Source organism: Paramagnetospirillum sp., from assembly GCF_058402745.1.
The window spans coordinates 538,883-563,623 of sequence record NZ_JBZVFI010000018.1; the positions used below are offsets into that span (position 1 = coordinate 538,883).

General features: G+C 69.4%; 23 protein-coding genes. 14 read left to right on the forward strand and 9 right to left on the reverse strand.

Features of this window, described 5'->3' with window-relative positions; all coding sequences use genetic code 11:
* The first annotated feature begins 4 nt into the window (after positions 1-4).
* Positions 5-1,072: a GGDEF domain-containing protein gene (locus tag ACV4UZ_RS18530; RefSeq protein WP_491602258.1), complete on the forward strand. Its 1,068-nt coding sequence runs from the start codon at positions 5-7 to the stop codon at positions 1,070-1,072.
* Here the strand turns inward: ACV4UZ_RS18530 and greB are convergent, their stop codons facing one another.
* Both greB and tsaD read right to left on the reverse strand, forming a co-directional pair.
* On the reverse strand, positions 1,073-1,621 hold the full coding sequence (gene greB / locus ACV4UZ_RS18535; protein WP_491602259.1) for a transcription elongation factor GreB: 549 nt from the start codon (positions 1,619-1,621) through the stop codon (positions 1,073-1,075).
* Complete coding sequence (tsaD, locus tag ACV4UZ_RS18540; RefSeq protein WP_491602260.1) at positions 1,618-2,661, reverse strand: tRNA (adenosine(37)-N6)-threonylcarbamoyltransferase complex transferase subunit TsaD; 1,044 nt, start codon at positions 2,659-2,661, stop codon at positions 1,618-1,620. Before tsaD ends, greB begins: the two co-directional genes overlap by 4 nt.
* A gap of 51 nt (positions 2,662-2,712) precedes the next feature.
* On the opposite strand from tsaD, the gene hemC reads away from it, so the two are divergent.
* The 8 genes from hemC to cobN are packed head-to-tail and all read left to right on the forward strand — an operon-like array spanning position 2,713 to position 12,525.
* Positions 2,713-3,660 (forward strand): hydroxymethylbilane synthase, encoded by a 948-nt coding sequence (hemC, locus tag ACV4UZ_RS18545; RefSeq protein WP_491602261.1) that lies wholly within the window; start codon positions 2,713-2,715, stop codon positions 3,658-3,660.
* A 3-nt stretch (positions 3,661-3,663) separates the two neighbouring features.
* The gene (locus ACV4UZ_RS18550) at positions 3,664-4,392 is read left to right on the forward strand and encodes a uroporphyrinogen-III synthase (RefSeq protein WP_491602262.1); all 729 of its coding nucleotides are present in this window, start codon (positions 3,664-3,666) and stop codon (positions 4,390-4,392) included.
* The gene (locus ACV4UZ_RS18555; RefSeq protein WP_491602263.1) at positions 4,389-5,399 is read left to right on the forward strand and encodes a COG4223 family protein; all 1,011 of its coding nucleotides are present in this window, start codon (positions 4,389-4,391) and stop codon (positions 5,397-5,399) included. The genes ACV4UZ_RS18550 and ACV4UZ_RS18555 overlap by 4 nt, the downstream gene beginning before the upstream one ends.
* Positions 5,396-6,676: a heme biosynthesis protein HemY gene (locus tag ACV4UZ_RS18560; RefSeq protein WP_491602264.1), complete on the forward strand. Its 1,281-nt coding sequence runs from the start codon at positions 5,396-5,398 to the stop codon at positions 6,674-6,676. Before ACV4UZ_RS18555 ends, ACV4UZ_RS18560 begins: the two co-directional genes overlap by 4 nt.
* Positions 6,673-7,284, forward strand: a complete 612-nt coding sequence (locus tag ACV4UZ_RS18565) for a c-type cytochrome (protein WP_491602265.1) — start codon at positions 6,673-6,675, stop codon at positions 7,282-7,284. Before ACV4UZ_RS18560 ends, ACV4UZ_RS18565 begins: the two co-directional genes overlap by 4 nt.
* 9 nt (positions 7,285-7,293) lie before the next feature.
* The gene (gene cobU, locus ACV4UZ_RS18570; protein ID WP_491602266.1) at positions 7,294-7,815 is read left to right on the forward strand and encodes a bifunctional adenosylcobinamide kinase/adenosylcobinamide-phosphate guanylyltransferase; all 522 of its coding nucleotides are present in this window, start codon (positions 7,294-7,296) and stop codon (positions 7,813-7,815) included.
* Between the two features lies 1 nt (position 7,816).
* On the forward strand, positions 7,817-8,824 hold the full coding sequence (cobW, locus tag ACV4UZ_RS18575; protein ID WP_491602267.1) for a cobalamin biosynthesis protein CobW: 1,008 nt from the start codon (positions 7,817-7,819) through the stop codon (positions 8,822-8,824).
* Entirely contained in the window at positions 8,824-12,525 is a 3,702-nt protein-coding gene (gene cobN / locus ACV4UZ_RS18580) for a cobaltochelatase subunit CobN (protein WP_491602268.1), read from the forward strand. Before cobW ends, cobN begins: the two co-directional genes overlap by 1 nt.
* 108 nt (positions 12,526-12,633) lie before the next feature.
* Here the strand turns inward: cobN and gstA are convergent, their stop codons facing one another.
* The 3 genes from gstA to ACV4UZ_RS18595 all read right to left on the reverse strand — a co-directional run bounded on the left by gstA (position 12,634) and on the right by ACV4UZ_RS18595 (position 15,347).
* Positions 12,634-13,239 (reverse strand): glutathione transferase GstA, encoded by a 606-nt coding sequence (gstA, locus tag ACV4UZ_RS18585; protein ID WP_491602269.1) that lies wholly within the window; start codon positions 13,237-13,239, stop codon positions 12,634-12,636.
* A gap of 130 nt (positions 13,240-13,369) precedes the next feature.
* Positions 13,370-13,591: a hypothetical protein gene (locus ACV4UZ_RS18590; protein WP_491602270.1), complete on the reverse strand. Its 222-nt coding sequence runs from the start codon at positions 13,589-13,591 to the stop codon at positions 13,370-13,372.
* 160 nt (positions 13,592-13,751) lie between these two features.
* Positions 13,752-15,347 carry a gamma-glutamyltransferase family protein gene (locus ACV4UZ_RS18595; protein WP_491602271.1) on the reverse strand — a complete coding sequence of 532 codons (1,596 nt, stop codon included), beginning with the start codon at positions 15,345-15,347 and terminating at the stop codon, positions 13,752-13,754.
* Between the two features lie 95 nt (positions 15,348-15,442).
* Here ACV4UZ_RS18595 and gpt point away from each other — a divergent pair, with 95 nt between their 5' ends.
* From gpt to irrA, 3 genes are all read left to right on the forward strand, one after another.
* Positions 15,443-15,898, forward strand: a complete 456-nt coding sequence (gene gpt / locus ACV4UZ_RS18600) for a xanthine phosphoribosyltransferase (protein WP_491602272.1) — start codon at positions 15,443-15,445, stop codon at positions 15,896-15,898.
* Between the two features lie 62 nt (positions 15,899-15,960).
* Positions 15,961-16,386 carry an acyl-CoA thioesterase gene (locus ACV4UZ_RS18605; protein ID WP_491602273.1) on the forward strand — a complete coding sequence of 142 codons (426 nt, stop codon included), beginning with the start codon at positions 15,961-15,963 and terminating at the stop codon, positions 16,384-16,386.
* Between the two features lie 154 nt (positions 16,387-16,540).
* On the forward strand, positions 16,541-16,960 hold the full coding sequence (gene irrA, locus ACV4UZ_RS18610; RefSeq protein WP_068429339.1) for an iron response transcriptional regulator IrrA: 420 nt from the start codon (positions 16,541-16,543) through the stop codon (positions 16,958-16,960).
* Positions 16,961-17,058: 98 nt separating this feature from the next.
* On the opposite strand, the gene ACV4UZ_RS18615 is transcribed toward irrA, so the two are convergent.
* Together ACV4UZ_RS18615 and ACV4UZ_RS18620 are read right to left on the reverse strand one after the other, a co-directional pair.
* Positions 17,059-17,478: a hypothetical protein gene (locus ACV4UZ_RS18615; protein WP_491602274.1), complete on the reverse strand. Its 420-nt coding sequence runs from the start codon at positions 17,476-17,478 to the stop codon at positions 17,059-17,061.
* Entirely contained in the window at positions 17,475-18,149 is a 675-nt protein-coding gene (locus ACV4UZ_RS18620; RefSeq protein ID WP_491602275.1) for an EI24 domain-containing protein, read from the reverse strand. Before ACV4UZ_RS18620 ends, ACV4UZ_RS18615 begins: the two co-directional genes overlap by 4 nt.
* Before the next feature lie 188 nt (positions 18,150-18,337).
* Here ACV4UZ_RS18620 and ACV4UZ_RS18625 point away from each other — a divergent pair, with 188 nt between their 5' ends.
* The gene (locus ACV4UZ_RS18625; RefSeq protein ID WP_491602276.1) at positions 18,338-19,354 is read left to right on the forward strand and encodes an adenosine kinase; all 1,017 of its coding nucleotides are present in this window, start codon (positions 18,338-18,340) and stop codon (positions 19,352-19,354) included.
* An 11-nt stretch (positions 19,355-19,365) separates the two neighbouring features.
* Positions 19,366-21,186 carry a translational GTPase TypA gene (gene typA, locus ACV4UZ_RS18630; RefSeq protein WP_491602277.1) on the forward strand — a complete coding sequence of 607 codons (1,821 nt, stop codon included), beginning with the start codon at positions 19,366-19,368 and terminating at the stop codon, positions 21,184-21,186.
* Between the two features lie 312 nt (positions 21,187-21,498).
* On the opposite strand, the gene dnaJ is transcribed toward typA, so the two are convergent.
* Both dnaJ and dnaK read right to left on the reverse strand, forming a co-directional pair.
* Positions 21,499-22,653 carry a molecular chaperone DnaJ gene (gene dnaJ, locus ACV4UZ_RS18635; protein WP_491602278.1) on the reverse strand — a complete coding sequence of 385 codons (1,155 nt, stop codon included), beginning with the start codon at positions 22,651-22,653 and terminating at the stop codon, positions 21,499-21,501.
* Between the two features lie 71 nt (positions 22,654-22,724).
* Positions 22,725-24,659: a molecular chaperone DnaK gene (dnaK, locus tag ACV4UZ_RS18640; RefSeq protein ID WP_491602279.1), complete on the reverse strand. Its 1,935-nt coding sequence runs from the start codon at positions 24,657-24,659 to the stop codon at positions 22,725-22,727.
* Positions 24,660-24,741: the final 82 nt, after the last annotated feature.

Below are 24,741 nucleotides of genomic sequence, written 5' to 3' on the forward strand. Positions count from 1 at the left end.
GTCCATGCGTGATCTGGTAGCCCGGGTGATGGATTCCCGCTTGGCCGATCTGCTGGCCCGGTGGCGGCGGGACGGAACGGACGGCGGCGATCCGGCGGCGCGCTTCGCCGCCCATGCCGATCATCTGCTGGTCATCGAGGCCGAGGACGGCGCCAACCGCTACGCCCATTACGGCAAGGCCTTCGCCGATTGCTTCGGCAACGACCTCACCGGACAGGTCATCCACCTGCTGCCCCCCGACATCCTGCCCGCCGACCGCCGGTTCATGCTGGAATTCGAATACGGCTTCGTGCGGCGCGGCTTGCGGCCCCTGTGGCGCTCCTACACCGCCCTGTTCGGCCAGGACCTGCCCCAGACCTGGCAGCGTCTGGTGCTGCCCGCCGGCGGCGGGCGGCTGGTGGTGGGGGCCTATCCGAGCGAGGAGACGTCCTCCGGCGACGGCGCCGAGGCGCTGCTGCGTCTGGTCATCGACCGGGTTCCGCTGGTGCTGGCCGAAGACGGCGGCGTCGAGGATCTGGCCCTGTCGCTGGGAGCCTTCTGCGACACCAGCCGGCACATGGCCGAGCTGGAAGAGCTGGCCAGCCGCGATTCGCTGACCGGCGTGGCCAACCGCCGCCATTTCGAGCATCTGGCCGGGCTGGAACTGGACCACGCCCGGCGCATGGGCCGCTCCTTCGCCCTGCTGGCGCTGGACATCGACCATTTCAAGCGCATCAACGACACCTGGGGCCACGCCGCCGGCGACGAGGCGCTGAAATCCTTCGCCGGCGCCTGCCGGCAGGGCTTGCGCGAATATGACATCCTGGGCCGCATCGGCGGCGAGGAATTCGCCGTGGCCCTGCCCAATACCGGCCCCGACGGCGCCCGGGTTATCGCCGAGCGCCTGCGCGCCACGGTGGCGGAACTGGTGGTTCATCCGGCCAAGGGTCAGGTCTTCGACCTGACGGTCAGCATCGGAATCGCCCAGCTGCGCGACACCGACACCGGCATCGCCGGCCTGCTCGGCCGCGCCGATCAGGCCCTTTACCGCGCCAAGAACGGCGGACGCAACCGGGTGGTGGCCGAGGAATAGTCATCCGCCGTAGCGGATCTCCACCACCTCGATCATTTCCACGCCGGACGGGGTCCGCACCGGCACGGAATCGCCCTCGAACGCCTTCAGGAGCGCCCGGGCCACCGGCGAGATCCAGCTGATCAGGCCCTGCTCCAGATCGGCCTCGTCGATGCCGACGATGGTGACGGTGATCTCCTCGTCGCGGGCGTTGGCGTAGGTGACGGTGGCGCCGAAGAACACCTGATCGCGCTTCTTCTGCTGGTCGGGATCGACCACATGGGCGGATTCGATCCGCTTGGTCAGGAAGCGGATGCGGCGGTCGATCTCGCGCAGCCGCTTCTTGCCGTAGAGATAGTCGCCGTTTTCCGAGCGGTCGCCATTGCCCGCCGCCCACGACACCACCTCGACCACCTTGGGCCGCTCCACCTTGAGAAGATGGGCCAGCTCGGTCTTCAAGGCGGCGAAGCCCTGGGGCCGCATGTAGTTCTTCGATCCCGGCGGCAGGCCCTTGGGCGTATCCTCGTGTTCGTCGTCGCCGTCGCTTTCCTTGGTGAAGGCCTTGCTCATGCCTTGGCTCCCTTCCTGGCGCTGGGGTCCAGCGGCCAGCGCGGGCGCGGCGCGAAGTCCAGCCCGTCGCTCTGGCCCAGGCGCAGCCGCTCGATTCCCGCCCAGGCGATCATGGCGGCGTTGTCGGTGCACAGCTTCAGGGGCGGGGCCAGGAAGTCCAGGCCCGTCTCGGCCCCGATCCGGACCAGCACCTGCCTGAGCGCGGTGTTGGCGGCGACGCCGCCCGCCACCACCAGATGGCGGGTGGCGGGGAAGCGGATCTTCATCTCGCGCACGCCGCGCCGCACCCGGTCGGCCATGGAATCGGCCACCGCGTCCTGGAAGGCGCGGGCCACGTCGGCCCGGTCCTTGTCCGACAACGGCTGGGGCAGGCTTTCGATCAGCAGGCGGGCGGCGTTCTTCAGCCCCGAGAAGCTGAAGTCGCAGCCCGGCTTGCCCTTCATGGGACGCGGCAGGGTGAAGCGGGCGGGATCGCCCGTGGCCGCCGCCTTCTCCACCGCCGGACCGCCGGGATAGCCGAGGCCGGCCATCTTGGCCACCTTGTCGAAGGCCTCGCCCGCCGCGTCGTCGATGGTGGTGCCCAGCCTTGTGTACTTGCCCACCCCTTCCACCGCCAGCAGCTGGCAATGCCCGCCCGAGGCCAGCAGCAGCAGGTAGGGAAAGGGAATGTCGTGGGTCAGGCGCGGCGTCAGGGCGTGGCCTTCCAGGTGGTTGACCGCCAGGAACGGCTTGCCCGAGGCCAGCGCGATGGCCTTGCCGGTCATCACGCCGACGATGACGCCGCCGATCAGGCCGGGGCCGCCGGTGGCCGCCACCGCGTCGAGATCGGCGAAGCCCAATCCGGCCCGGCGCATGGCTTCCGCCACCAGCCGGTCCATATGGGCGAGATGGGAGCGCGCCGCGATTTCCGGCACCACGCCGCCGAACGGGCGGTGCTCGTCCAGTTGCGACAAGACCACCTCGCCGAGAATCGCCCGCTCGCCGCTGACGATGGCGGCGGCGGTTTCATCGCACGAGCTTTCGATACCCAAAACAAGCAAGATGGAAATCCCTTTGCACAGCGGCGTCCGACTTACTACAACAACCACACCATGACCGCAAAACTTCCCATCCTCCGCATCGGAACCCGTGGCTCGCCGCTGGCCCTGGCCCAGACCCACGAGACCCGCGACCGCCTCGCCGCCGCCTGGGCCCCCCTGGGCCAGGACGGCGCCATCGACATCGAGGTCATCAAGACCACCGGCGACCTGGTGCAGGACCGCGCGCTGTCCGAGATCGGCGGCAAGGGCCTGTTCACCAAGGAACTGGACGAAGCCATGTTGGCGGGCCGCATCCATCTGGCCGTCCATTCCATGAAGGACGTGCCGACGGTGCTGCCCGACGGCATCGTGCTGCCCTGCATCCTGCCGCGCGAAGACGTGCGCGACGCCTTCATCAGCCGCAAGTACCGCTCGCTGGCCGACCTGCCCCAGGGCGCCGTGGTGGGAACCTCGAGCCTGCGGCGCGGCGCCCAGATCCTGCACCGCCGCCCCGACCTCAAGGTGGTGAACTTCCGCGGCAACGTCCAGACCCGCCTGCGCAAGCTGGACGAGGAGGTGGTGGACGCCACCATGCTGGCCATGGCCGGATTGCGGCGCTTGGGGTTGGCCCAGCACGCCACCTCGGCGCTGTCCGAGGACGACATGCTGCCCGCCGTGGCGCAAGGCGCCATCGGCATAACCTGCCGTGCCGACGACCAGGCCGCGCTGGACTATCTGGCCGCGCTGAACTGCCCGGATTCTTTCGTCCGCGTCGCGGCGGAGCGGGCCTTCCTCACCCGTCTCGACGGGTCCTGCCGCACCCCCATCGCCGCCCTGGCGGTGCTGGACGGCGACAGGCTGTCGTTCCGGGGCCTGATCGTCAGCCCCGACGGCACCACCGTCCACGCCACCCAGCGCACCGGCACCCGCGCCGACGCCGATGCCATGGGCAAGGACGCCGCCGAGGAACTGATCAAGGTGGCGGGGCCGGGATTCTTCGACCTGATCAAGCCGCACTGAGCCATGCGCGCTCTGGTGACCCGCCCCAAGGAGGATTCCGAAGGCGTGGCCCGCGCGCTGGCCCAACGCGGCCTCGAGGTGATGGTCGAGCCGCTGCTCGACATCGCCCCGGTGGAGGGCGCCGTAATCGACACGACCGGCGCCCAGGGCATCCTGGTGACCAGCGCCAACGGCATCCGCGCCCTGGCCCGCCTGTATCCGGGCCGTGATCTGCCCGTCTGGGCGGTGGGCGATTCCTCGGCGCGGGCGGCGCGAGAGATGGGCTTCGCCCGCGTGGAAAGCGCCGGCGGCGACGTGGACACCCTGGCCGAGCTGGTGGCGGCCCGCGTCGAGCCCGAGGCGGGCGCCCTGCTGCACGCCGCCGGAACCGTGGTGGCGGGCGACCTGTCGGGGCGGCTGTCGGCGCTGGGCTTCCAGGTGCGGCGCCAGGTGCTCTATCAGGCGGTGACCGCCACGACCCTGTCGCCGACGCTGCGGGACGCGCTGAGGGCCGGTGGTCTGGACCTCGCCCTGTTTTTCTCTCCCCGCACCGCGCGGACCTTTGCTACCCTGGCTAAGGACGCGGGGCTACAGGGGTGTCTCGCCACCATCGCCGCCTACGGCCTGTCGGCCAACGTCTCGGCCGAGCTGGCCTCGCTGCCCTGGCGGGTGCTGCGCCAGGCGGCCGAACCCACCCAGGCCGCCCTGCTGGCCGCCATCGACGATGATCTCAACCGGGGATTCAGCCCATGACGTCAGAGCCCGCTTCCGAGCCCAATGCTCCCGTGGAGGCGCCGACTCCCCCGCCGCGCCGGTCCTCGGGCCGCCTGATCGGGCTGCTGGCGATTCTTGTCCTGGGCGGCGCCGCCTATGGCACCTTCCCGCTGTGGCAGGCCCGGCTGGGACTGTCCCAGGCTTCCGCCCCGGACTCCTTCGAGATCGAGACTCTGCGGGCGGAACTGTCGGCCGCCGCCGGCCGTATCGCCCAGCTGGAGGCCCGTGCTCCCGCCGCCGCTCCGGGCAGTGTTGACGCCGCCCGCCTCGACCGGCTGGAGGAGGCGCTGAGGGCGGTGCAGGCCCCGGCGGGTGGTCCCGCTCCCGAAATCGAGTCCCTGAGCCGGCAGGTGGCCGACCTCAAGCGCAATTCCGCCGAGGCCAGCGCCATGCTGCGTCTGGCCGAGCGTCTGGAGCAGGTGGAGGCCGGCCTGCGCGACCTGCAGGGCAAGCGCTCCTCGGCCGCCGCCATGCTGCTGGCCGCCGGCCAGTTGCAGGGCGCGGTGGCGGCCGGTCGGCCCTACGACGCCGAATGGCGCGCCGCCCGCACCCTGGCCGGCGATGATTCCGAAAGCCTGGGCCTGCTCGACCAGCTGAAGGACAACGCGTCGGCCGGCATCGCGCCGCGCGCCGCCCTGATCCAGCGCTTCGACGCCCTGGCCCCCGCCCTGATCCGCGCCGAGATCCTGCCCGAGGGCGACGGCTGGTGGCGCCGTACCGCCGACCGCCTGCTGTCACTGGTCACCATCCGCCGCGAGGACGGCGCCGTCATCGGCGCCAATGCCGCCGCCGTGGTGGGGCGCGCCCAGGCGGCGCTCTCCCGGGGCGAGCTGGGCGCCGCGCTCTACGAGCTGGAGGCGCTCAGCCCCGGCCCGGCCGAGGCCGCCGCCCCCTGGATCGCCGAGGCCAAGGCCCGGCAGACGGCCGACAAGGCCCTGTCGCAGCTCTCCGCCCATTCCCTGGCCCTGGCCGGAGCGAAACCATGAGGCGGCTGCTCGCCTTCCTGGTCCTCACCGGTCTGGCGGTGGCCGGGGCCGTCTGGCTGGCCGACCGGCCGGGCGAGGTCACCATCCGCTGGCAGGGCTGGCGGGTCGATACCACCGTGCCGGTGCTGCTGGCCTTCCTGGCGGTGCTGCTGGTGGCGCTCTCGGCTCTCGGCCGTCTGGTCCGCGCCGTGTTCGGCGCCCCCGGCCGCTGGAGCCAGTCGCGCCGCCTGGGACGCCAGCGCAAGGGCTACGCCGCCCTGGCCGACGGTCTGGCGGCGGCCGCCTCGGGCGATTCCCTGCGCACCGCCCGGCTGGCCCGCAAGGCGGACAAGCTGCTGAAGGACCCGGCGGTGACCGGCCTGCTCACCGCCCGGGCCGCCCAGCTGAGCGGTGACGACGGCCAGTTGCGCCAGCGCTGCGAGGCCATGACCGGGCGCAAGGAAACCGCCTTCCTGGGCCACAAGGGACTGGCCGAACTGGCCCTGAAGCAGGGCGACCGCGCGAGCGCCCGCGAGCAGGCGGCCAAGGCCTTCGAGCTGCAGCCGGGCGCCGAGGGTCTGGCCGCCCTGCTGCTGGACCTGCAGGTGGAGGCCGGCGCCTGGGCCGAGGCCGAGCAGACGCTGCGCGCCGCCCGGCGCCGCGACGCCCTGCCCGCCGCCCAGCTGGCGCGCCGCCGCGCCCTGATCGGACTGGGCCGCGCCGAGGAGGCCCTGGCCGCCGGCAACCAATCCCAGGCCCTGGACTGGGCGCTGGAGGCCCGCGACGCCGACCCCCTGTTCGCCCCGGCCGTCGCCCTGGCCGCCGACCTCTACCGGCGACGGGGCAAGGGGCGCAAGGCGGCGGCCCTGCTGAAATCCGCCTTCAAGGCCGCCCCCCACCCCCTGCTGATCGCCGGCTGGCTGGCACTGGGCGAGGGTGAGGGCGCGCTCGACCGGGTGAAGCGGGTGCAGGAGCTGGTCCAGGCCAACCCCGACTCGCCCGACGGCCACGTCGCCCTTGCCGAGGCCGCCCTGGCCGCCCAATTGTGGGGTCAGGCCCGCACCCACCTGGTGAAGGCCCTGGAGCAGCGGCCGACGCGGGCCGTGTTCGAGCTGCTGGCCCGCGTCGAGCGGGACGAGCGCCGGGACGAGGCCGCCGCCACCGCCTGGATCGCCAGGGCGGCAACCGAATCGGTGCCGGAACCGTCCTGGGTCTGCGGCGGCTGCGGCCATCATAGCCCCGGCTTCGCCGTATGCTGCCCGGCCTGCGGAATCGCCGGCCGACTGGAGTGGACATGAACCGCTATGCCCTGATCGCCGCCGTCCTGGCGGCCCTGATCGCCTCGCCCGCCCTGGCCGCCGACGGCAAGGCCATCTATGCCGCCAAGGGCTGCCAGGCCTGCCACGGCGAGAACGGCGCCAGACCCATCGCCGGCACGCCGGTGATCGCCGGCCAGCACTCGGCCTATCTGCTGCGCCAGATGAACGAGATCGCCAGCGGAATGCGCAGCTCCCAGCCCGTCAAGGTGATGCAGCCGGTGATCGAGAAGACCAGCCCCGACGACCGCATCGCGCTCGCCGACTGGCTGGCGGCGCAGAAGCCGGCGGAGCCCCAGGCGGGGGACGCGGCCGGCGGTGATCGGGCCAAGGCGGAGAAGGGCGCCGAGCTGTTCGACGAGAAGGGCTGCATCGGCTGCCACGGCGCCGACGGGGCCAGGCCGCTGTCGCCGGACTATCCCTATCTGGCCGGCCAGCGCAAGGACTACCTGATGGTCCAGATCAAGGCCATCCGCGACGAGATCCGCTCGACCCGGCGCGCCCGCATGATGACGGCCAACGTGCGCAAGCTGTCGGATGCCGAGGTGGAGCAGCTGGCCGAGTTCCTGTCGCGGAACAAACGGAAATAGGCGGCCGGGATGAGCGTGCTTCCCCTTAGCTCCCTGGTTCTGGGCGGTGCCCGCTCGGGCAAGTCGGCCTATGCCGAATCCCTGTTCGGCGACCAGCCCGCCCTTTATCTCGCCACCGGCCAGGCCCTGGACGGCGAGATGGCCGAGCGCATCGACCACCATCGCCGCCGCCGGGGACCGGGCTGGAGCACGCTCGAGGAGCCCCTCGACCTGCCCGAGACGCTGGACAACGTCATGCGCCCCGACCGGCCGGTGCTGGTGGATTGCCTGACCATGTGGCTGTCCAACCTGATGCATGCCGGACGCGACGTGGACCGCGCGGCGGAGCGGCTGTGCGAGGTGCTGGCCGCACCCGCCGGGCCGGTGGTGCTGGTCTCCAACGAGGTGGGCCTCGGCCTGGTGCCCGAGACCCGGCTGGGCCGCGAATTCCGCGACCACCAGGGCCGCGTCAACCAGCGGGTCGCCGCCCAATGCCGCCGGGTGGTGTTCGTCGCCGCCGGCCTTCCCCTGATTCTCAAGGATGTCCCCTAGGATGCGCAAGGTTCCCGCCACCATCGTCACCGGCTTCCTGGGGGCCGGCAAGACCACCCTGGTCCGCCATCTGCTGACCCATAACCAGGGTCGGCGCATCGCCCTGATCGTCAACGAATTCGGCGATATCGGGGTGGACGGCGAGCTGCTGGCCGCCTGCGGCGTGGCCGGCTGCAAGGAGGACGACATCGTCGAGCTGGCCAACGGCTGCCTGTGCTGCACCGTGGCCGACGAGTTCCTGCCCACCATGCAGGCCCTGCTGGACCGGCCCGATCCACCGGACCATATCGTTATCGAGACGTCCGGCCTGGCCCTGCCCAAGCCGCTGGTCAAGGCCTTCCACTGGCCGGAAATCCGCTCGCGCGTCACCGTGGACGGCGTGGTCGCCGTGGTGGACGCCCCGGCGGCGGCGGCGGGACGCTTCGCCTCGACGCCGGAAGAGATGGCGCGGCCCGACCACGACAATCCGCTGGAAGAGGTGTTCGAGGACCAGCTGGCCTGCGCCGACCTGATCCTGCTGAACAAGTCCGACCTGATGGACGGGGAGTCCCTGGCCGCCCTGCGCTCGGAGATCGAGGCGCGGCTGCGTCCCGGGGTCAAGACCCATCCCACCCGCCTGTCGGCCATCGACCCGCTGGTGGTGCTCGGCCTGTCGGCGGCGGCCGAGGAGGATCTGGCGGCGCGCCCCTCCCACCACGATGCCGAGGATGGCCACGACCACGACGATTTCGAAAGCTTCGCCGTGTCCCTGCCCGTGGTCGACGACCCGGCAATCATCGAGGCCCGCGCCGTTTCCGCCATCGCCGCCCACGACATCCTGCGCCTGAAAGGCTTCCTGGCGGTGACGGGAAAGCCCGCCCGCCACGTGGTCCAGGCGGTCGGCACCCGGGTGGAACGATATTTCGACCGCCCGTGGAAACCCGAGGAGGAGCGGATCGGCACCCTGGTGGTGATCGGCCGCAAGGGTCTCGACCGCGCGGCCATCGAAGCCGTGCTTCAAGGGCTCTGATGCACCTCCTCGCCGCCCAGCCCGGCACCATCTCCGACGGGACCGAGGCCGTCGATCTCGGCCAAAGCCCCGCCGACATGGTGGTGCTGTCGGCGGCCGATACCGAGCTGGCGGCGCTATCCGCCGCTTTCGGGGCCTGGAGAGACGCGCCGTTCACCCTGCGGCTGGCCAACCTTACCCGCCTTAACCACCACATGTCGGTGGACCTGTATCTCGAGCAGGTGGTGGCCAAGGCGAAGCTGGTGGTGGTGCGGCTGCTGGGTGGGCGCTCCTACTGGCCCTATGGCGTCGAGCAGATCGCCGGCATCTGCCGCCGCTTGGACATTCCGCTCGCCCTGCTGCCCGGGGCCGACCAGCCCGATCCCGATCTTGCCGCCGAGTCCACCCTTCCCCCCGAGGTGTTGGAGCGCCTGTGGGCCTATCTGCTGCATGGGGGGCCGGACAATTGCCGCTGCTTCCTGGCCCATGCCGCCGGCCTGATGGGTCACGCGGCGGAATGGCTGGAGCCCCGGCCGCTCCCCCAGGCCGGGCTCTACGGGATTGCCGATTCCCTGGACCAGCGGCCCCGCGCCCTGGTGGTGTTCTACCGCGCCCTGGTGCTGGCCGGCGACACCGCCCCCATGGACGCAATGCTGGCCGAGTTGCGCCGGCGGGGACTGGCGGCCTCGGCGCTTTACGTCCACAGCCTGAAGGACCCGGTGAGCGCCGCGCTGACCCGCACCCTGCTGGCCGAGAGCCCGCCCGACGTCATCGTCAACGCCACCGGCTTCGCCGTCTCCTCGCCGGGCAAGGCGGAAGCCGGCCCCTTCGAGTCCGCCGATTGTCCGGTGCTGCAGGTGATTCTGGCCTCGGGCACCGAGGAGGCCTGGGCGGCGGGCAACCAGGGCCTGGGGCCGCGCGACATCGCCATGAACGTGGCCCTGCCCGAGGTGGACGGCCGCCTGATCACCCGGGCCGTCTCCTTCAAGCGGGCGCGGCGCGACGAGGCCACCCAGTGCGACCTCGCCACCCACGCCCCCGTCGCCGACCGCGTCGAGTTCGTCGCCGCCCTGGCCGCCAACTGGGCCAGGCTGCGGCGCAAGGACCCGGCCGAGCGGCGAATCGCCCTGGTGCTGGCCAACTACCCCAACCGTGACGGCCGCATCGGCAACGGCGTCGGCCTCGACACCCCGGCCGGCACCATCCAGGTGCTGCGCGCCCTGGAGGCGGCCGGCTACCGGGTGGCTGGCATCCCCGACAGCGGCAACGCCCTGATCGAGCTGATGCAGGCGGGCGCCACCAACGACTGGCGGGCGCTGGGCCATCGCGAGCGCCGCGAAATCCTGTCGCTGCCCGACTATCTCGCCTGGTTCCAGTCCCAGCCTCAGGCCCTGCGCGACAGGGTGAACGCCCGCTGGGGAGCGCCGGAAGCCGATCCCTTCTTCGCCAAGGGCGAACTGCATTGCGGCGACTTCATCCTGCCCGCCACCCGATTCGGCTCCGTCACGGTGGCCGTGCAGCCGGCCCGTGGCTACAATATCGATCCCTCGGCCAGCTACCACGACCCCGATCTGGTGCCGCCCCACAACTACCTGGCCTTCTACGCCTGGGTACAGGACTCGTTCCGCGCCGACGCGGTGGTCCACATGGGCAAGCACGGCAATCTGGAATGGCTGCCCGGCAAGGCGCTCTCCCTGTCGGCGGAGTGCTTCCCCGAGGCGGCCTTGGGCGCGCTGCCCCACCTCTACCCCTTCATCGTCAACGATCCCGGCGAGGGCACCCAAGCCAAACGCCGGGCGGCCGCCGTGATCATCGACCATTTGACCCCGCCGCTGACCCGCGCCGAGAGCTATGGCCCGCTGCGCGAGCTGGAGCGGCTGGTGGACGAGTATTACGAGGCGGCGGGCGTCGATCCCCGCCGCCTTTCCCTGCTGCGGCGCGAGATCCTCACCCTGTCGGCCGCTGCCGGTTTGGACGAGGATCTGGGCATCACCCGCGACGACGACCCCGACGAGGCCTTGAAGAAGCTCGACAACCATCTGTGCGAGCTGAAGGAGTTGCAGATCCGGGACGGCCTGCACGTCTTCGGACTCTCGCCCCAAGGCGACCAGCGAACCGACCTGCTGGTCGCCCTGGCCCGGGTACCCCGGGGCGGCGGACCGGAAGGCGCCTCGCTGCCCCGCGCCCTGGCCGCCGACCTGGGACTGGACGGTTTCGATCCCCTGGATTGCGTGCCGGGTGAAGCCTGGGCCGGCCCCCGCCCCGCCGCCCTGGACGGTCCTGATCCCTGGCGCAGCCACGGCGACGCGGTGGAGCGGCTGGAAGCCTTGTCCCGCGCCCTGATCGCCGGGGAACGCCAACCCGAGCCCGGCTGGGCCAGGACGATGCCGGTGCTGCGATGGATCGAGGGGATCCTTCGCCCCATGGTCGAATCCTGCGGCGCGGCCGAGATCGAAGGGCTGCTGAAGGGACTGGCCGGCCGCTTCGTCCCCCCCGGACCCTCCGGCGCCCCCACCCGGGGGCGGCCCGACGTGCTGCCCACCGGGCGCAACTTCTATTCCGTCGATACCAGGGCGGTACCGACGCCCGCCGCCTGGAGCCTGGGGTGGAAATCGGCGCAGCTGCTGCTGGAGCGCCACCTGCAGGAGCATGGCGACTGGCCCAGGGCCCTGGCGCTCACCGCCTGGGGCACGTCCAACATGCGGACGGGTGGCGACGACATCGCCCAAGGCCTCGCCCTGATGGGGGTCAAGCCCCGCTGGGACGTGGGCTCCAACCGGGTGGCGGGTTTCGAGATCCTGCCGGCCTCGGTGTTGGACCGCCCCCGAATCGACGTCACGCTGCGGGTGTCGGGCTTCTTCCGCGACGCCTTTCCCGGGCTGATCGACCTGTTCGATTCCGCTTCCCGCGCCGTCGCCGCCCTGGACGAGCCCATCGACGTCAATCCGCTTGCCGCCCGTGTCCGGGCCGAGCGCGCCCGGCTGGAGGCCGAGGGCGTTCCTCCGGATCAGGCGGCGCGGCGCGCCGGCTTCCGGGTGTTCGGCTCCATGCCGGGGGCCTATGGGGCCGGGTTGCAGGCCCTGATCGACGAGAAGGGCTGGACCACCCGGGCCGATCTGGCCGAATCCTACATCGCCTGGGGCGGCTGGGCCTATGGCGCGGGGGCGGAGGGCGAAGCCGGCCACACCCTGTTCCGCCACCGCCTCGCCAAGGTCGAGGCGGTGGTGCAGAACCAGGACAACCGCGAGCACGACCTTCTGGATTCCGACGATTACTACCAGTTCGAAGGCGGGCTGGCGGCGGCGGTGGAAACCGCCTCGGGCAAAGCGCCCACAATCTACCACGCCGATCATTCCCGTCCCGAAACGCCCCGCATCCGAACTTTGGATGACGAGATCGCCCGGGTGGTGCGCGCCCGGGTGGTCAATCCCAAATGGATCAAGGGCGTGATGCGCCACGGCTACAAGGGCGCCTTCGAGATGGCGGCCGGGGTGGATTACCTGTTCGCCTTCGCCGCCACCACGCGGGCGGTCAAGGACCACCATTTCGACCTGGTGGCCGAGGCCTATCTGGGCGACGAGGCGGTGCTGGAGTTCCTCGAGGCCAACAACCCCGCCGCCCTGGCCGAAATCCGCGCCCGCCTGCAAGAAGCCGTCGAGCGCGGCCTGTGGCGTCCGCGCCGCAACTCCACCCACCGATTGCTGGAGCCCGATCCGTCATGATGAGCCCCCGCGCCCTGATCCTCGCCGCCCTGGCCTTCGCCGGCACCGTCGGCGGCTATCTGCTGTCGCGCGGCATGTTGCCTTGGCCCAAGGGCTGAGGTCAGGCCCTCATGCCAGCCCCTCGGCCCTGAGGGCCGCCTGGGTGGCGGGGCGGGACCTGATGCGTTCGAAATGGGCGGTGACGTGGGGCCAGGGGGCGGTGTCGATCTTGAGGCGCGGCAGCCACGAGATCACCGTGAACAGGTAGAAATCGGCAACGGTGATGCGCTCGCCCATCAGGAAGGGGCCCTTGCCCAGCGCCTTGTCCAGGTAATCCAGGCGGCGGCCCAGGATGGTCCTCAGCACCGCCTTGCCCTCTTCGGGCATGGCCGGGTTGAACTGGGTGCCGGCCGGCTTGTGCAGTTCGGTGGCGATGAACACCAGCCATTCCACCAGCTTCATGTAATCCTGGGTCCCCACCGCCGGAGCCAGGCCCTTCTCGGGCGCCATGGCGGCGATGCGCAGCAGGATGGCGACGCCTTCGGTCAGCACCGCGCCGTCGTCGATCACCAAAGCGGGGATGTAGCCCTTGGGGTTGATGGCCAGGAAGTCCCCGCCGGTCTCCGTCTTCTTGGTCACCAGATCGACCGCTTCGAGGGCATGGGCGATGCCGGCCTCTTCCAGGGCGATGTGCGACGCCAGCGAGCAGGCGCCCGCCTTGTAATAGAGCTTCATGGATAAAGACTCCTCGGTCTAGAGCGGCGCAAGCCGCGACTTGCGGCCATTGAGGCCGCGGCCAAGCACGCGGAGGCGTGCGCCCGGCGAGGGCAAAACAAAGCTTGAGGCGTGATGCGGATTTACCGCATCACGCGTCGGGCGGCAGTTCGTTGAGGGAATCGCACCCGGCACAGCGGTAGAGCAGGTTGACCTTCATGGTCCTGATGGGCATGTCGTGCATCATCTCACGGCCGCAGACGCCGCAGTGAACGTTATCGCCGCCCAATCCCAGCATGGCGGCGCCGGTATCGACGATCTCGCGGTCGCCCGCCTTGTCCTCGGCGACGTGCTTCAGCACAATGGTAGCCATGGGTTCTGATCCTCTCGTCTTTGGATCATCATGCGCCATCCTTGGCGCACGATGATCCAGAGTTTATGTTCGCCCCTCGCCGGGCGCGGCCGTCCGGCCGCTTGGCCGCCGCCTCAATGGCGGCTGATCACGACGCGCGCCGGGTTAGGCGCACGCCGCTCTAAAATGCCGCCACCACCCCGTCGGCGCGGGGGTCGGCCGCTCCCTCGATGAGCCCGTCGGCCCGGCGCATCAGCGCCCCGGCATGGCCCAGCAGCGAATCCCATTCTCCCACCACATGGACATGGTGCCCGGCATCCGCCAGTTGCCCCAGCACCTCGGCGGGAATGCGCGCCTCCACCTGAATGCCGGACGGAGGCGGCGCCCCGTCCAGGGAGCGGGCCAGACACCAGCGCGGCGCCGACACCGCCTGCTGCAGGCCCTGGCCGTAGAGCGCCACGCGGGTGAAGATCTCGGCCTGGACCAGCGGCTGGGAATCGCCGCCCATGGTGCCGTAGACCAGGGTGCGGCCGTCCTTGAGGCGCGCCAGTCCGGGCGACAGGGTGTGGAACGGGCGGCGCCGGGGTTCCAGCGCGTTGCGGTGATCTGGGTCGAGGCTGAACGAGCAGCCCCGGTTCTGCCAGACCACGCCGACCTCGGGCAGGACCACGCCGGAGCCGAAGGCGTGGTACAGGCTTTGGATGAAGCTGACGGCGCGGCCCTGGCCGTCGATCACCCCCAGCCACACCGTGTCGCCCTCGGCGCCGGCGCCGGGCGACGGGCTGGCCTTGGCCTTGTCGATCTCCCAGGCCATGCGGTCGAGGATTCCGTCCTCGAGATAGGTGGTGGCATGGATGGACATGCGCGCCGGATCGGTGACGTGGGCGTCGCGGATGCGGTAGGCCAGCTTGGCCGCCTCCACCAGGCCGTGGATGTGGTCGAAGCCGTCGGCCTCGGCCACGCCCAGACGCTGGTAGAGCCCCAGCAGGATCAGCGAGGCCAATCCTTGGGTGGGCGGCGCGGTGTTGAACAGGTGCCCCGACGGCAGGTTGAGCGACAGGGGCCGGCGGCGCATGCCGCGGTGGCGCGCCATGTCCTCGGCCCGCAAGGGCGATCCGGCCGCCTGCAACCCGGCGGAAACGGCGCGGGCCACCTCGCCGCGATAGAAATCGTCGAGCCCGGCATTGGCCAGCCGCTCCAGGGTGTCGGCCAGGGCCGGCAGGCGCAGCAGCGAACCGGCGGCGGGCGCCTTGCGTTTGACCAGGAAGGTGTCGGCGAAACCGGGCTGACGACGCAGGTCGGCCAGCCCGCGAAGGGTGGCGGCCGCCTGATGCCGGGACACGGCGAAGCCTTCCCGCGCCGCGAACACCGCGTCCTCGAACAGCCGGCGCAACGGCAGACGCCCGCCCCAATGGCCCGAGACGTCCAGCGCCAGCTGCCAGCTGGACACGGCGCCCGCCACGGTATTGGCGGCCAGCGGCCCGCGTGTGGGAATGCGCTTGTGGCCGGCCTTGCGGTAAAGCTCGGCATCCACCTTGGCCCCGGCGGCGCCCGAGCCGTCGATGGAGACGGGCGGCTTGCCCGGCTCGGCGATCAGCCAGAAGGCGTCGCCGCCCAATCCGGTCATGTGGGGATAGACCACGCCCAGCATGGCGGCGGTGGCGATGGCCGCCTCGATGGCGGTGCCGCCCTCGCGCAGCACGGCCAGCCCCGCCTGGGAGGCGAGGTGGTGGGGAGAGGTCACCATGCCCCGGCGGGCCATGGGCGAATGAAGCATCGGGCGGGGTCCTTTTGTGGCAGGGCGATTGTTGCGAAAATGCCGCCCGCCGTCCAGAGTGGCGATACCACTCACCATCACCCGGCCGCCGCTCCATGGATCTCGACCCCGCTTTTTCCCGCACCCGCTCCCTGTCCTGGGAGGAGATTCACGCCGTTTCGCGCCGGCTGGCGCGCGGTTTGCGCGACAAGGGACCGTTCGCCGGCATCATCGCCATCGCCCGCGGCGGGCTGGTTCCCGCCGCCATCCTGGCGCTCGAACTGGACATCCGGCAGGTGGACACCGTGTGCATCGCCGGCTACGACCAGAGCACCCGCCACGACCTGGAGGTCCTGAAGCGCGTCCAGGGCGACGGCACCGGCTGGCTGGTGGTGGACGATCTGGTGGATACCGGACGCACCGCCCAGGCGGTGCGCGACATGCTGCCCGGCGGCCATTACGCCACGCTTTACGCCAAGCCCTCTGGAAAGCCCCTGGTCCATACCCATGTGGAGGACGTGGAACAGGAGACCTGGCTGGTGTTCCCGTGGGAGGAGACCGAACGGGTTTGACCCGTCCGCCCCGGCGGTGAATAATCGGCATCGAAATACCGATTTCGCGGAGGCCGGTCCGGATGAGCGTGTTTTTCGTCACCAGACGGGTGAGCTGGGGGGATTGCGACCCGGCGGGCATCCTTTACACCCCGCGCGTCTTCGACTACTGCACCGAGGCCATCGAGCGCTGGTATGCCGGTCCCATGGGCACCGACTGGCCGACCATGAACCGGCGCGACAACATGGGCTCGCCCACCGTCCACGCCGAATGCGACTATCTGGTGCCCATGGCGCCCGGCCTGGAGCTGGAGGTGCGGGTCCTGGTCACCAAGGTCGGCACGTCGAGCGTCAATTTCCAGGTGGAGGGCGTCGCGGCCGACGGCACCGTCCATTTCCGCGCCCGCTACGTCGCCTGCATCACCGATTTCGCCAAATCCAGGGCGGTGCCCATCCCCGAACCCTTGCGCAGCCGCATTTTGGCCTATGGAAACGCCTGTGGGGCGTAACCATGTATGAAAAATGGCGATTTCAGCCAAGTCCCTAATACTAAAGCCCTAACTGCCAAAAAAAATGGCTCTATGGGACTTTATCTTTCGAAGAACTCTATGTTAGCGTTGAGATAGATCAATTCCATCCCACCCCGAAAGGGCGGTTGCCACCATGACCATGATCACCGTTCGCCCCTACAGCCACGCCCTGGACCGGCTCCGCGCCGTGGGTCTGCGCCCCACCCGTCAGCGTCTGGCCCTGGCCCGTCTGCTGTTCGACGGCGGCGACCGCCACATCTCGGCCGAGCAGTTGCACACCGAGGCGCTGTCGTCGAGCATCCGGGTCTCGCTGGCCACCGTCTACAACACGCTGCACCAGTTCACCGATGCCGGCCTGCTGCGCGAGATCGTGGTGGATGCGGGGCGCAGCTACTTCGACACCAACACCAGCGACCACCACCACTTCTTCTACGAGAAGAGCGGCAAGCTGTGCGACATCCCCGCCGACCTGATCGCCGTGGCCAAGGTGCCCGACGCCCCCGAGGGCTTCAACATCAGCCGGGTGGAAGTGATCGTCCGGGTGGACGGCTGAGGATTGGAGTTTACGGTTCCCTCATCTCCAAGGGAACGAACCGGCCCCGGGGTGCCTCTCGCGAGAGAGGCACCCCGGAGTCGTATGAGCCTTGCATCTCAACTCGTCGGCACGCCGTCGCGCCGCGCCAGCACCTCGTCCAGACAGGCCACGTCGCCCATGAAGCCGCCGCTGGGGGCGCGCACCGCGTAATGGGCCACGGTCATCCGCCCCCTCTCCTCGTAGAGGAACAGGTCCAGGGTGCAGACCTTGACCCGGTACTGCCAGATCTCGGCGGGCGGATCGCGGCGCACGAAGGCGGGCTTGCCCAGGACATGGCGGATGGCGGCGGCGCTCATACCCTTCAGCGCCGACGGCGCCATGGTGCCCGGCGCGGGCGGCGCCATCAGCGCCAGCTGCTCCTCGTTCTCGGCCCCCGACGCGCCGGTCACCGGACCGCCGCCGGTGGCCGAGCCCCCCGCGCCGTTGCAGGCGGCGACCAGGAGAGCGAGTGACGCAGAGACGAAGCGCTTGATCATGACTTCCTCAGGGACTGGACGACGTGGACCATGAACGCGGCGGCCACCACCGGGGCGGTCAGGTTCAGCAGCGGAATCTGGAACAGCAGGTTGATCACCGCGCCGCACAGCCACAGGCGCCCGAGATTGTTGCGGAACACCACGCGCATGGCGGCGGGCTCCATCCGCCGCACCGCCACCATCTCGAAATACTCGCGGCCCAGCAGGTAGCCGTTGACCGCGTAATTGAGGATGATGCCCAGGCCGAAGAACAGCAGCGCCAGATAGAACGGCGCCGCCACGGCGGTGATCAGGCCCATGACCAGCAGGAAGCGGGCGGCCAGGCCCAGGATTTCGGCCCAGCCCATCGCCCGCGCCGGCCCCAGCTGGGGATAGTGCTCCGCCTCGACGATGTCGGCCACGTCGTCCAGCCAGAAGCTCATGACGAAAGTGGCCAGCGCCGAGAAGAACAGCATGGGCAGCACCAGGGCGGTCAGGCCCAGGGCGGCGTCGGCCCCGGTCTCGGCCCAGGTGTTCTCGAACCACCGCATGTTCTTCAACACCGCCGCCGCCGCCAGCGCCAGTCCGATCCAGCAGGCCAGGGCGGCGGCCACCCCGATCTTGAGGATACGGCGCAGGCGTGGATCGCTCAGTTGGGCGAAGGCCTTGTAGAGGGCGGCGGGAATGATCATGGGCGTGGGCGGCGACAGGGAGGGGAAACGGTCGATTCAAGCACGCAACGGGCCATTCGCCAAGCGTCAAGGCGGTTTTTGTTGTTTATGGCCGCTTCCTGGCTATACTGCGCCGCAAAATGCCTCCGAATTCGGCGCGCCCGCGCCCGGGGCGCCGACTTTCCTTGCGAGAAGGCCCGTATCTGACCATGGTGGACAAGACCATTCACGTCGCCGGCATCGGCAACGCGATCGTTGATGTGCTGGTGCACGCCGATGACCTGCTGCTGCACCGGCTCGGCCTGACCAAGGGCGTGATGACCCTGATCGACGCCGAGCAGGCCGAATCCATCTATGCCCAGCTTCCCCCCGGCATCGAGTGCTCGGGCGGCTCCGCCGCCAACACCATCGCCGGCATCGCCGCCCTTGGCGGGCGCGCCGCCTATGTGGGCAAGGTCAAGAGCGACCAGCTGGGCCAGGTCTTCCGCCACGACATCCGCAATTCCGGCGTCCATTTCGAGACGCCCGCCGCCGATGGCGGCCCCTCCACGGCGCGCTGCTTCGTGCTGGTCACCCCCGACGCCCAGCGCACCATGCTGACCTATCTGGGCGCCTGCGTCGAACTGGGGCCGGACGACGTGGACACCGGGCTGATCGCCGGGGCCGAGGTCACCTATCTCGAGGGCTATCTCTACGATCCGCCCGAGGCCAAGCGCGCCTTCCTCAAGGCCGCCACCACCGCCCACGGCGCCGGCCGCCTGGTGTCGCTGTCCCTGTCCGACCCCTTCTGCGTCGATCGCCACCGTGATGCCTTCCTGGATCTGGTGTCGGGCCACGTGGACATCCTGTTCGCCAACGAGGCCGAGCTGTGCTCGCTCTACCAGACCACGTCCTTCGACGACGCCGTGCGCGCCGTGCGCGGCCATTGCCGCGTCGCCGCCGTGACGCGGGGCGAGAAAGGCTCGGTGGTGGTGACCGCCGACGACGTCCACGTGGTGGCCGCCGACGACATCGACCAGCTGGTGGACACCACCGGCGCCGGCGACCTTTATGCCGCCGGCTTCCTGTTCGGCTTCACCCAGGGGCGTGACCTCGCCACCTGCGCCATGCTGGGCGGCATCGCCGCCGGCGAGATCATCTCCCATTACGGCGCAAGGCCCGAGCGTTCGCTCAAGGACCTGGCCCGCGCCAAGCTGGGTCCCCACATCTTCGAAAATCTCCGGTAAGAACGAGTCCCATGGAACTGCGCAACATCGCCATCATCGCCCACGTCGACCACGGCAAGACCACCCTGGTGGACGCCATGCTGCGGCAATCGGGAACCTTCCGCGAAAACCAGCAGGTGGCTGAGCGCGTGATGGATTCCAACGACCTGGAAAAGGAACGCGGCATCACCATCCTGGCCAAGTGCACCTCGGTCGAGTGGAAGGGCGTGCGCATCAACATCGTCGACACCCCCGGCCACGCCGATTTCGGCGGCGAGGTGGAGCGCATCCTGTCCATGGTGGACGGCGTGGTGGTGCTGGTGGACGCGGCCGAAGGCCCCATGCCCCAGACCAAGTTCGTCACCGGCAAGGCGCTGGGCCTGGGCCTGCGCCCCATCGTGGTGATCAACAAGGTGGATCGCGGCGACGCCCGCCCCCACGAGGTGCACGACGAGTGCTTCGACCTGTTCGCCGCCCTGGACGCCGACGACGACCAGCTGGACTTCCCCACCATGTTCGCGGTGGGCCGCGACGGCTGGGCCGATGATTCCCTGGAAGGCCCGCGCCAGGACCTGTCGGCGCTGTTCGACCTGATCGTCAAGCACGTGCCCGCGCCCAAGCGCGACCTGGACGCGCCGTTCTCCATGCTGGCCACCACGCTGGAAGCCGACCCCTATCTCGGCCGCGTGCTGACGGGCCGCATCTACTCCGGCACCGCCAAGCTGAACATGCAGGTGAAGGGCCTGTCCCACGACGGCAAGGTGCTCGAGCAGTTCCGCCTGACCAAGCTGCTGGCCTTCCGCGGCATCGAGCGTATTCCGGTGGACATGGCCGAGGCGGGCGACATCATCGCCATCGCCGGCATGACCAAGCCCACCGTGGCCGACACCATCTGCGCCCCCGAGGTCACCGAGCCGCTGAAGGCCAATCCCATCGACCCGCCGACGCTGGCCATGACCTTCTCGGTCAACGACAGCCCGCTGGCCGGCCAGGAAGGCGACAAGGTCACGTCCCGCATGATCGGCGCCCGTCTGGCCCGCGAGGCCGAGTCCAACGTCGCCATCCACATCAAGGAAACCGAGACCAAGGACGCCTTCGAGGTGTCCGGCCGGGGCGAGCTGCAGCTGGGCGTGCTGATCGAGCAGATGCGCCGCGAAGGCTTCGAACTGTCCATCTCGCGCCCCCGCGTGCTGTTCAAGACCGACGAGGACGGCAAGCGCCTGGAACCCATCGAGGAAGTGTTCATCGACGTGGACGAGGAATATTCCGGCGTCGTGGTCGAGAAGATGAGCCTGCGCAAGGCCGAGCTGACCGGCATGCGTCCCTCGGGTGGCGGCAAGACCCGCGTCACCTTCCTGGCCCCGGCGCGCGGCCTGATCGGCTATCACGGCGAGTTCCTCACCGACACGCGGGGCACCGGCCTGATGAACCGCATGTTCCACGGCTACGCCCCCTACAAGGGCGCCATCGAGGGCCGGCGCAACGGCGTGCTGATCTCCAACGGCCAGGGCGAGGCGGTGACCTACGCGCTGTGGAACCTGGAAGATCGCGGCGCCATGTTCATCACCGGCGGCGTCAAGATCTACGAGGGCATGATCATCGGCGAGCACAATCGCCCCAACGACCTCGAGGTCAACGCGCTGAAGGCCAAGCAGCTGACCAACATCCGCGCCGCCGGCAAGGACGAGGCGGTGAAGCTCACTCCGCCGCGCAAGATGAGCCTGGAACAGGCCATCGCCTATATCGAGGACGACGAGCTGGTGGAGGTGACCCCCAAGTCCATCCGTCTGCGCAAGCGCCTGCTCGACCCCAACGAGCGCAAGAAGGCCGAGCGCGCCGCCAAGAACGACTAGGACCGGCCGTCATTTGAAGCGACGTGTCATCCCGACGACCGCCGGGAGGACGGATCTTTCTTCCGCCGCCATGGCGTGAAAGATCCGTCGCCAGGCCTCGGGATGACATGGCGTGGCGGTTCCACGGGCGGACGGCGTGATTTGGGTTGAAGCTTCTTCGCCCGTCGTCCCGGGCCAGACCCGGGACTCAGGAGTCACTGACGACGAGGTTTGAACCCGCCCGCCCCGGCGCCCGGCTCGAGGCCAGGGTCCTGGGGGCCGGCGACGGTTCAGCCAAACTCGAACAAACTCTCGGCATGAGGAAGGAGGGCCTCAGCCCTCCTTCAAGTCTTCCCAGAGCTCCTTGACCTTGGCGAAGAAGCCCTGACTCTCGGGGGAGTTCTTGGCCTTTTCCCCTTCGCCGGCGGCGTCGAATTCCTGAAGGAGTTCCTTCTGGCGCTTGGTCAGGTTGACGGGGGTTTCCACCACGGCATGGATGAACATGTCGCCCCTGGCCGGGCTTCTCAGCACGCTCATGCCCTTGCCCTTGAGGCGGAACTGGTTGCCGGTCTGGGTGCCTTCCGGAATGGTGACCTTGGCCTTGGAGCCGTCGATGGTCGGAACCTCGATGGTTCCGCCCAGGGTGGCGGTGGTCATGGGGATGGGCACGCGGCAGAAGATGTTGGCGCCGTCCCGCTGGAAGATGCGGTGCGCCGCGATGGACAGGAAGATATAGAGGTCGCCCGAGGGCGCGCCCCGCATGCCGGCCTCGCCCTCGCCGGCCAGACGGATGCGGGTGCCGTCCTCGACACCGGCCGGGATGTTGACCGACAGGGTCTTTTCCTTGCGGGTGCGGCCCGATCCGCCGCAGGTGCGGCAGGGGTCCTTGATGATCTTGCCCATGCCCTGGCAGGTGGGGCAGGTGCGTTCGATGGTGAAGAAGCCCTGCTGCTGGCGGATCTTGCCGTGGCCGTTGCAGGCGGTGCAGGTGACCGGCTGGGCGCCATCCTTGCCGCCGGTCCCCTTGCAATCCTCGCACGGGGCGGAAGACGGCACCTTGATGGTGGCTGACTTGCCGGCGAAGGCGTCTTCCAGGCTGATGTCCATGTTGTAGCGCAGATCGGCGCCACGGCCCGAGGCCTGGCCGCGCCGGCCGCCACCCATGAACTCGCCGAACATCTCGTCGAAGATGTCGGAGAAGCCGCCGCCGCCGAAGCCGCCGAAGCCGCCGCCACCGAAGCCGCCGGGGCCGCCGCCGCCCTGTTCGAAGGCGGCATGGCCGAAGCGGTCGTAGGCGGCGCGCTTCTGCTCGTCCTTCAAGACGTCGTAGGCTTCGTTGATTTCCTTGAACTTCTGCTCGGCGTCGGCGTTGCCGGGATTGCGGTCCGGGTGGAACTGCATGGCCAGCTTGCGGTAGGCCTTCTTGATGTCGTCCCCGGAGGCGCCCTTCTCGACGCCCAGAAGTTCGTAATAGTCCTGCTTGCTCATGCGTCTAGCATCCCACACGAGGCCGGCGGCGGCTCATGCGCCGCCGGTCCCTGGATAACAAACAGGGGCTGTTACTTGCCCTTCTTGTCGCCGTCGACTTCCTCGAAGTCGGCGTCGACCACCTTGTCGTCGCCCGAGGCGGAGCCGCCCTGGGCGCCGTGACCGCCGGCGGCACCGCCCGCCTCGGCGCCACCGGCCGCTTCCTGGGCCTTGTACATGGCTTCGCCCAGCTTCATGGAGGTTTGCATCAGGGTCTCGGTCTTGGCCTTGATGGCCTCGACGTCGTCGCCTTCCATGACCGACTTCAGCGCGGCGATGTCCTTCTCGATGGCGCCGGTGAGCTCGGAACCGGCCTTGTCGCCGAATTCCTTCAGGCTCTTCTCGGTGGTGTGGATCAGGCCGTCGGCGTGATTGCGCGCCTCGATCAGTTCCTTGCGCTTCTTGTCCTCGGCGGCATGGGCCTCGGCTTCCTTGACCATCTTCTCGATGTCGGAATCCGACAGGCCGCCCGAGGCCTGGATGCGGATCTGCTGTTCCTTGCCGGTGGCCTTGTCCTTGGCCGAGACGTTGACCAGGCCGTTGGCGTCGATGTCGAAGGTCACCTCCACCTGGGGCACGCCGCGCGGCGCCGGCGGGATGCCCACCAGATCGAACTGGCCGAGGATCTTGTTGTCGGCGGCCATTTCGCGCTCGCCCTGGAAGACCCGGATGGTCACGGCGGTCTGGTTGTCCTCGGCGGTGGAGAACACCTGGGACTTGCGGGTGGGGATGGTGGTGTTGCGGTCGATCAGGCGGGTGAACACGCCGCCCAGGGTCTCGATGCCGAGCGACAGGGGCGTGACGTCGAGCAGCAGGACGTCCTTGACCTCGCCCTTCAGCACGCCGCCCTGGATGGCGGCGCCGATGGCGACCACTTCATCGGGGTTGACGCCCTTGTGGGGCTCGCGGCCGAAGAATTCCTTCACCACTTCCTGGATCTTGGGCATGCGGGTCATGCCGCCCACCAGGATGACCTCGTCGATCTCGCTGGCCTTGACGCCGGCGTCCTTCAAGGCCGCCTTGCAGGGCTCGACGGTGCGGGCCACCAGATCTTCCACCAGGGCTTCCAGCTTGGCGCGGGTCAGCTTGATGTTGAGGTGCTTGGGGCCCGAGGCGTCGGCGGTGATGAACGGCAGGTTCACCTCGGTCTGCATGGACGACGACAGCTCGATCTTGGCCTTCTCGGCGGCTTCCTTCAGGCGCTGCAGGGCCAGACGGTCCTTGCGCAGGTCGATGCCCTGCTCCTTTTTGAACTCGTCGGCGAGGTAGTCGATGATGCGGGCGTCGAAGTCCTCGCCGCCCAGGAAGGTGTCGCCGTTGGTGGACTTCACCTCGAACACGCCGTCGCCGATTTCCAGCACCGACACGTCGAAGGTGCCGCCGCCCAGGTCATACACGGCGATGGTGCCGGCGCCCTTCTTCTCCAGGCCATAGGCCAGGGCGGCCGCGGTCGGCTCGTTGATGATGCGCAGCACCTCCAGGCCGGCGATGCGGCCGGCATCCTTGGTGGCCTGGCGCTGGGCGTCGTTGAAATAGGCCGGGACGGTGATCACCGCCTGGGTAACCTTCTCGCCCAGGTAACCCTCGGCGGTTTCCTTCATCTTCTGCAGGATGAAGGCCGACACCTGGCTGGGGCTGTACTTGGCGTCGCGGGATTCCACCCAGGCGTCGCCGTTGTCGCCCGCCACGATGTGGTAGGGGACCAGGTTCATGTCCTTCTTGGTGATCGGGTCGTCGAAGCGACGGCCGATCAGGCGCTTGATGGCGAACAGGGTGTTGGTGGGATTGGTCACCGCCTGGCGCTTGGCCGGCTGTCCGACCAGACGCTCGCCCGATTCGGTGAACGCGGTCATGGACGGGGTGGTCCGCATGCCCTCGGCGTTCTCGATGACCTTGGCGGTCTTGCCTTCCATCACGGCGACGCACGAATTCGTGGTGCCCAGGTCGATGCCGATTACCTTGCTCATGACTGTCCTCTTTCCTGCTCGGCAGATCCCGGCGGCCCCAAACCTCTTCGGCAGCCGCCCCGGAATCCCCATCCGGGTTGAA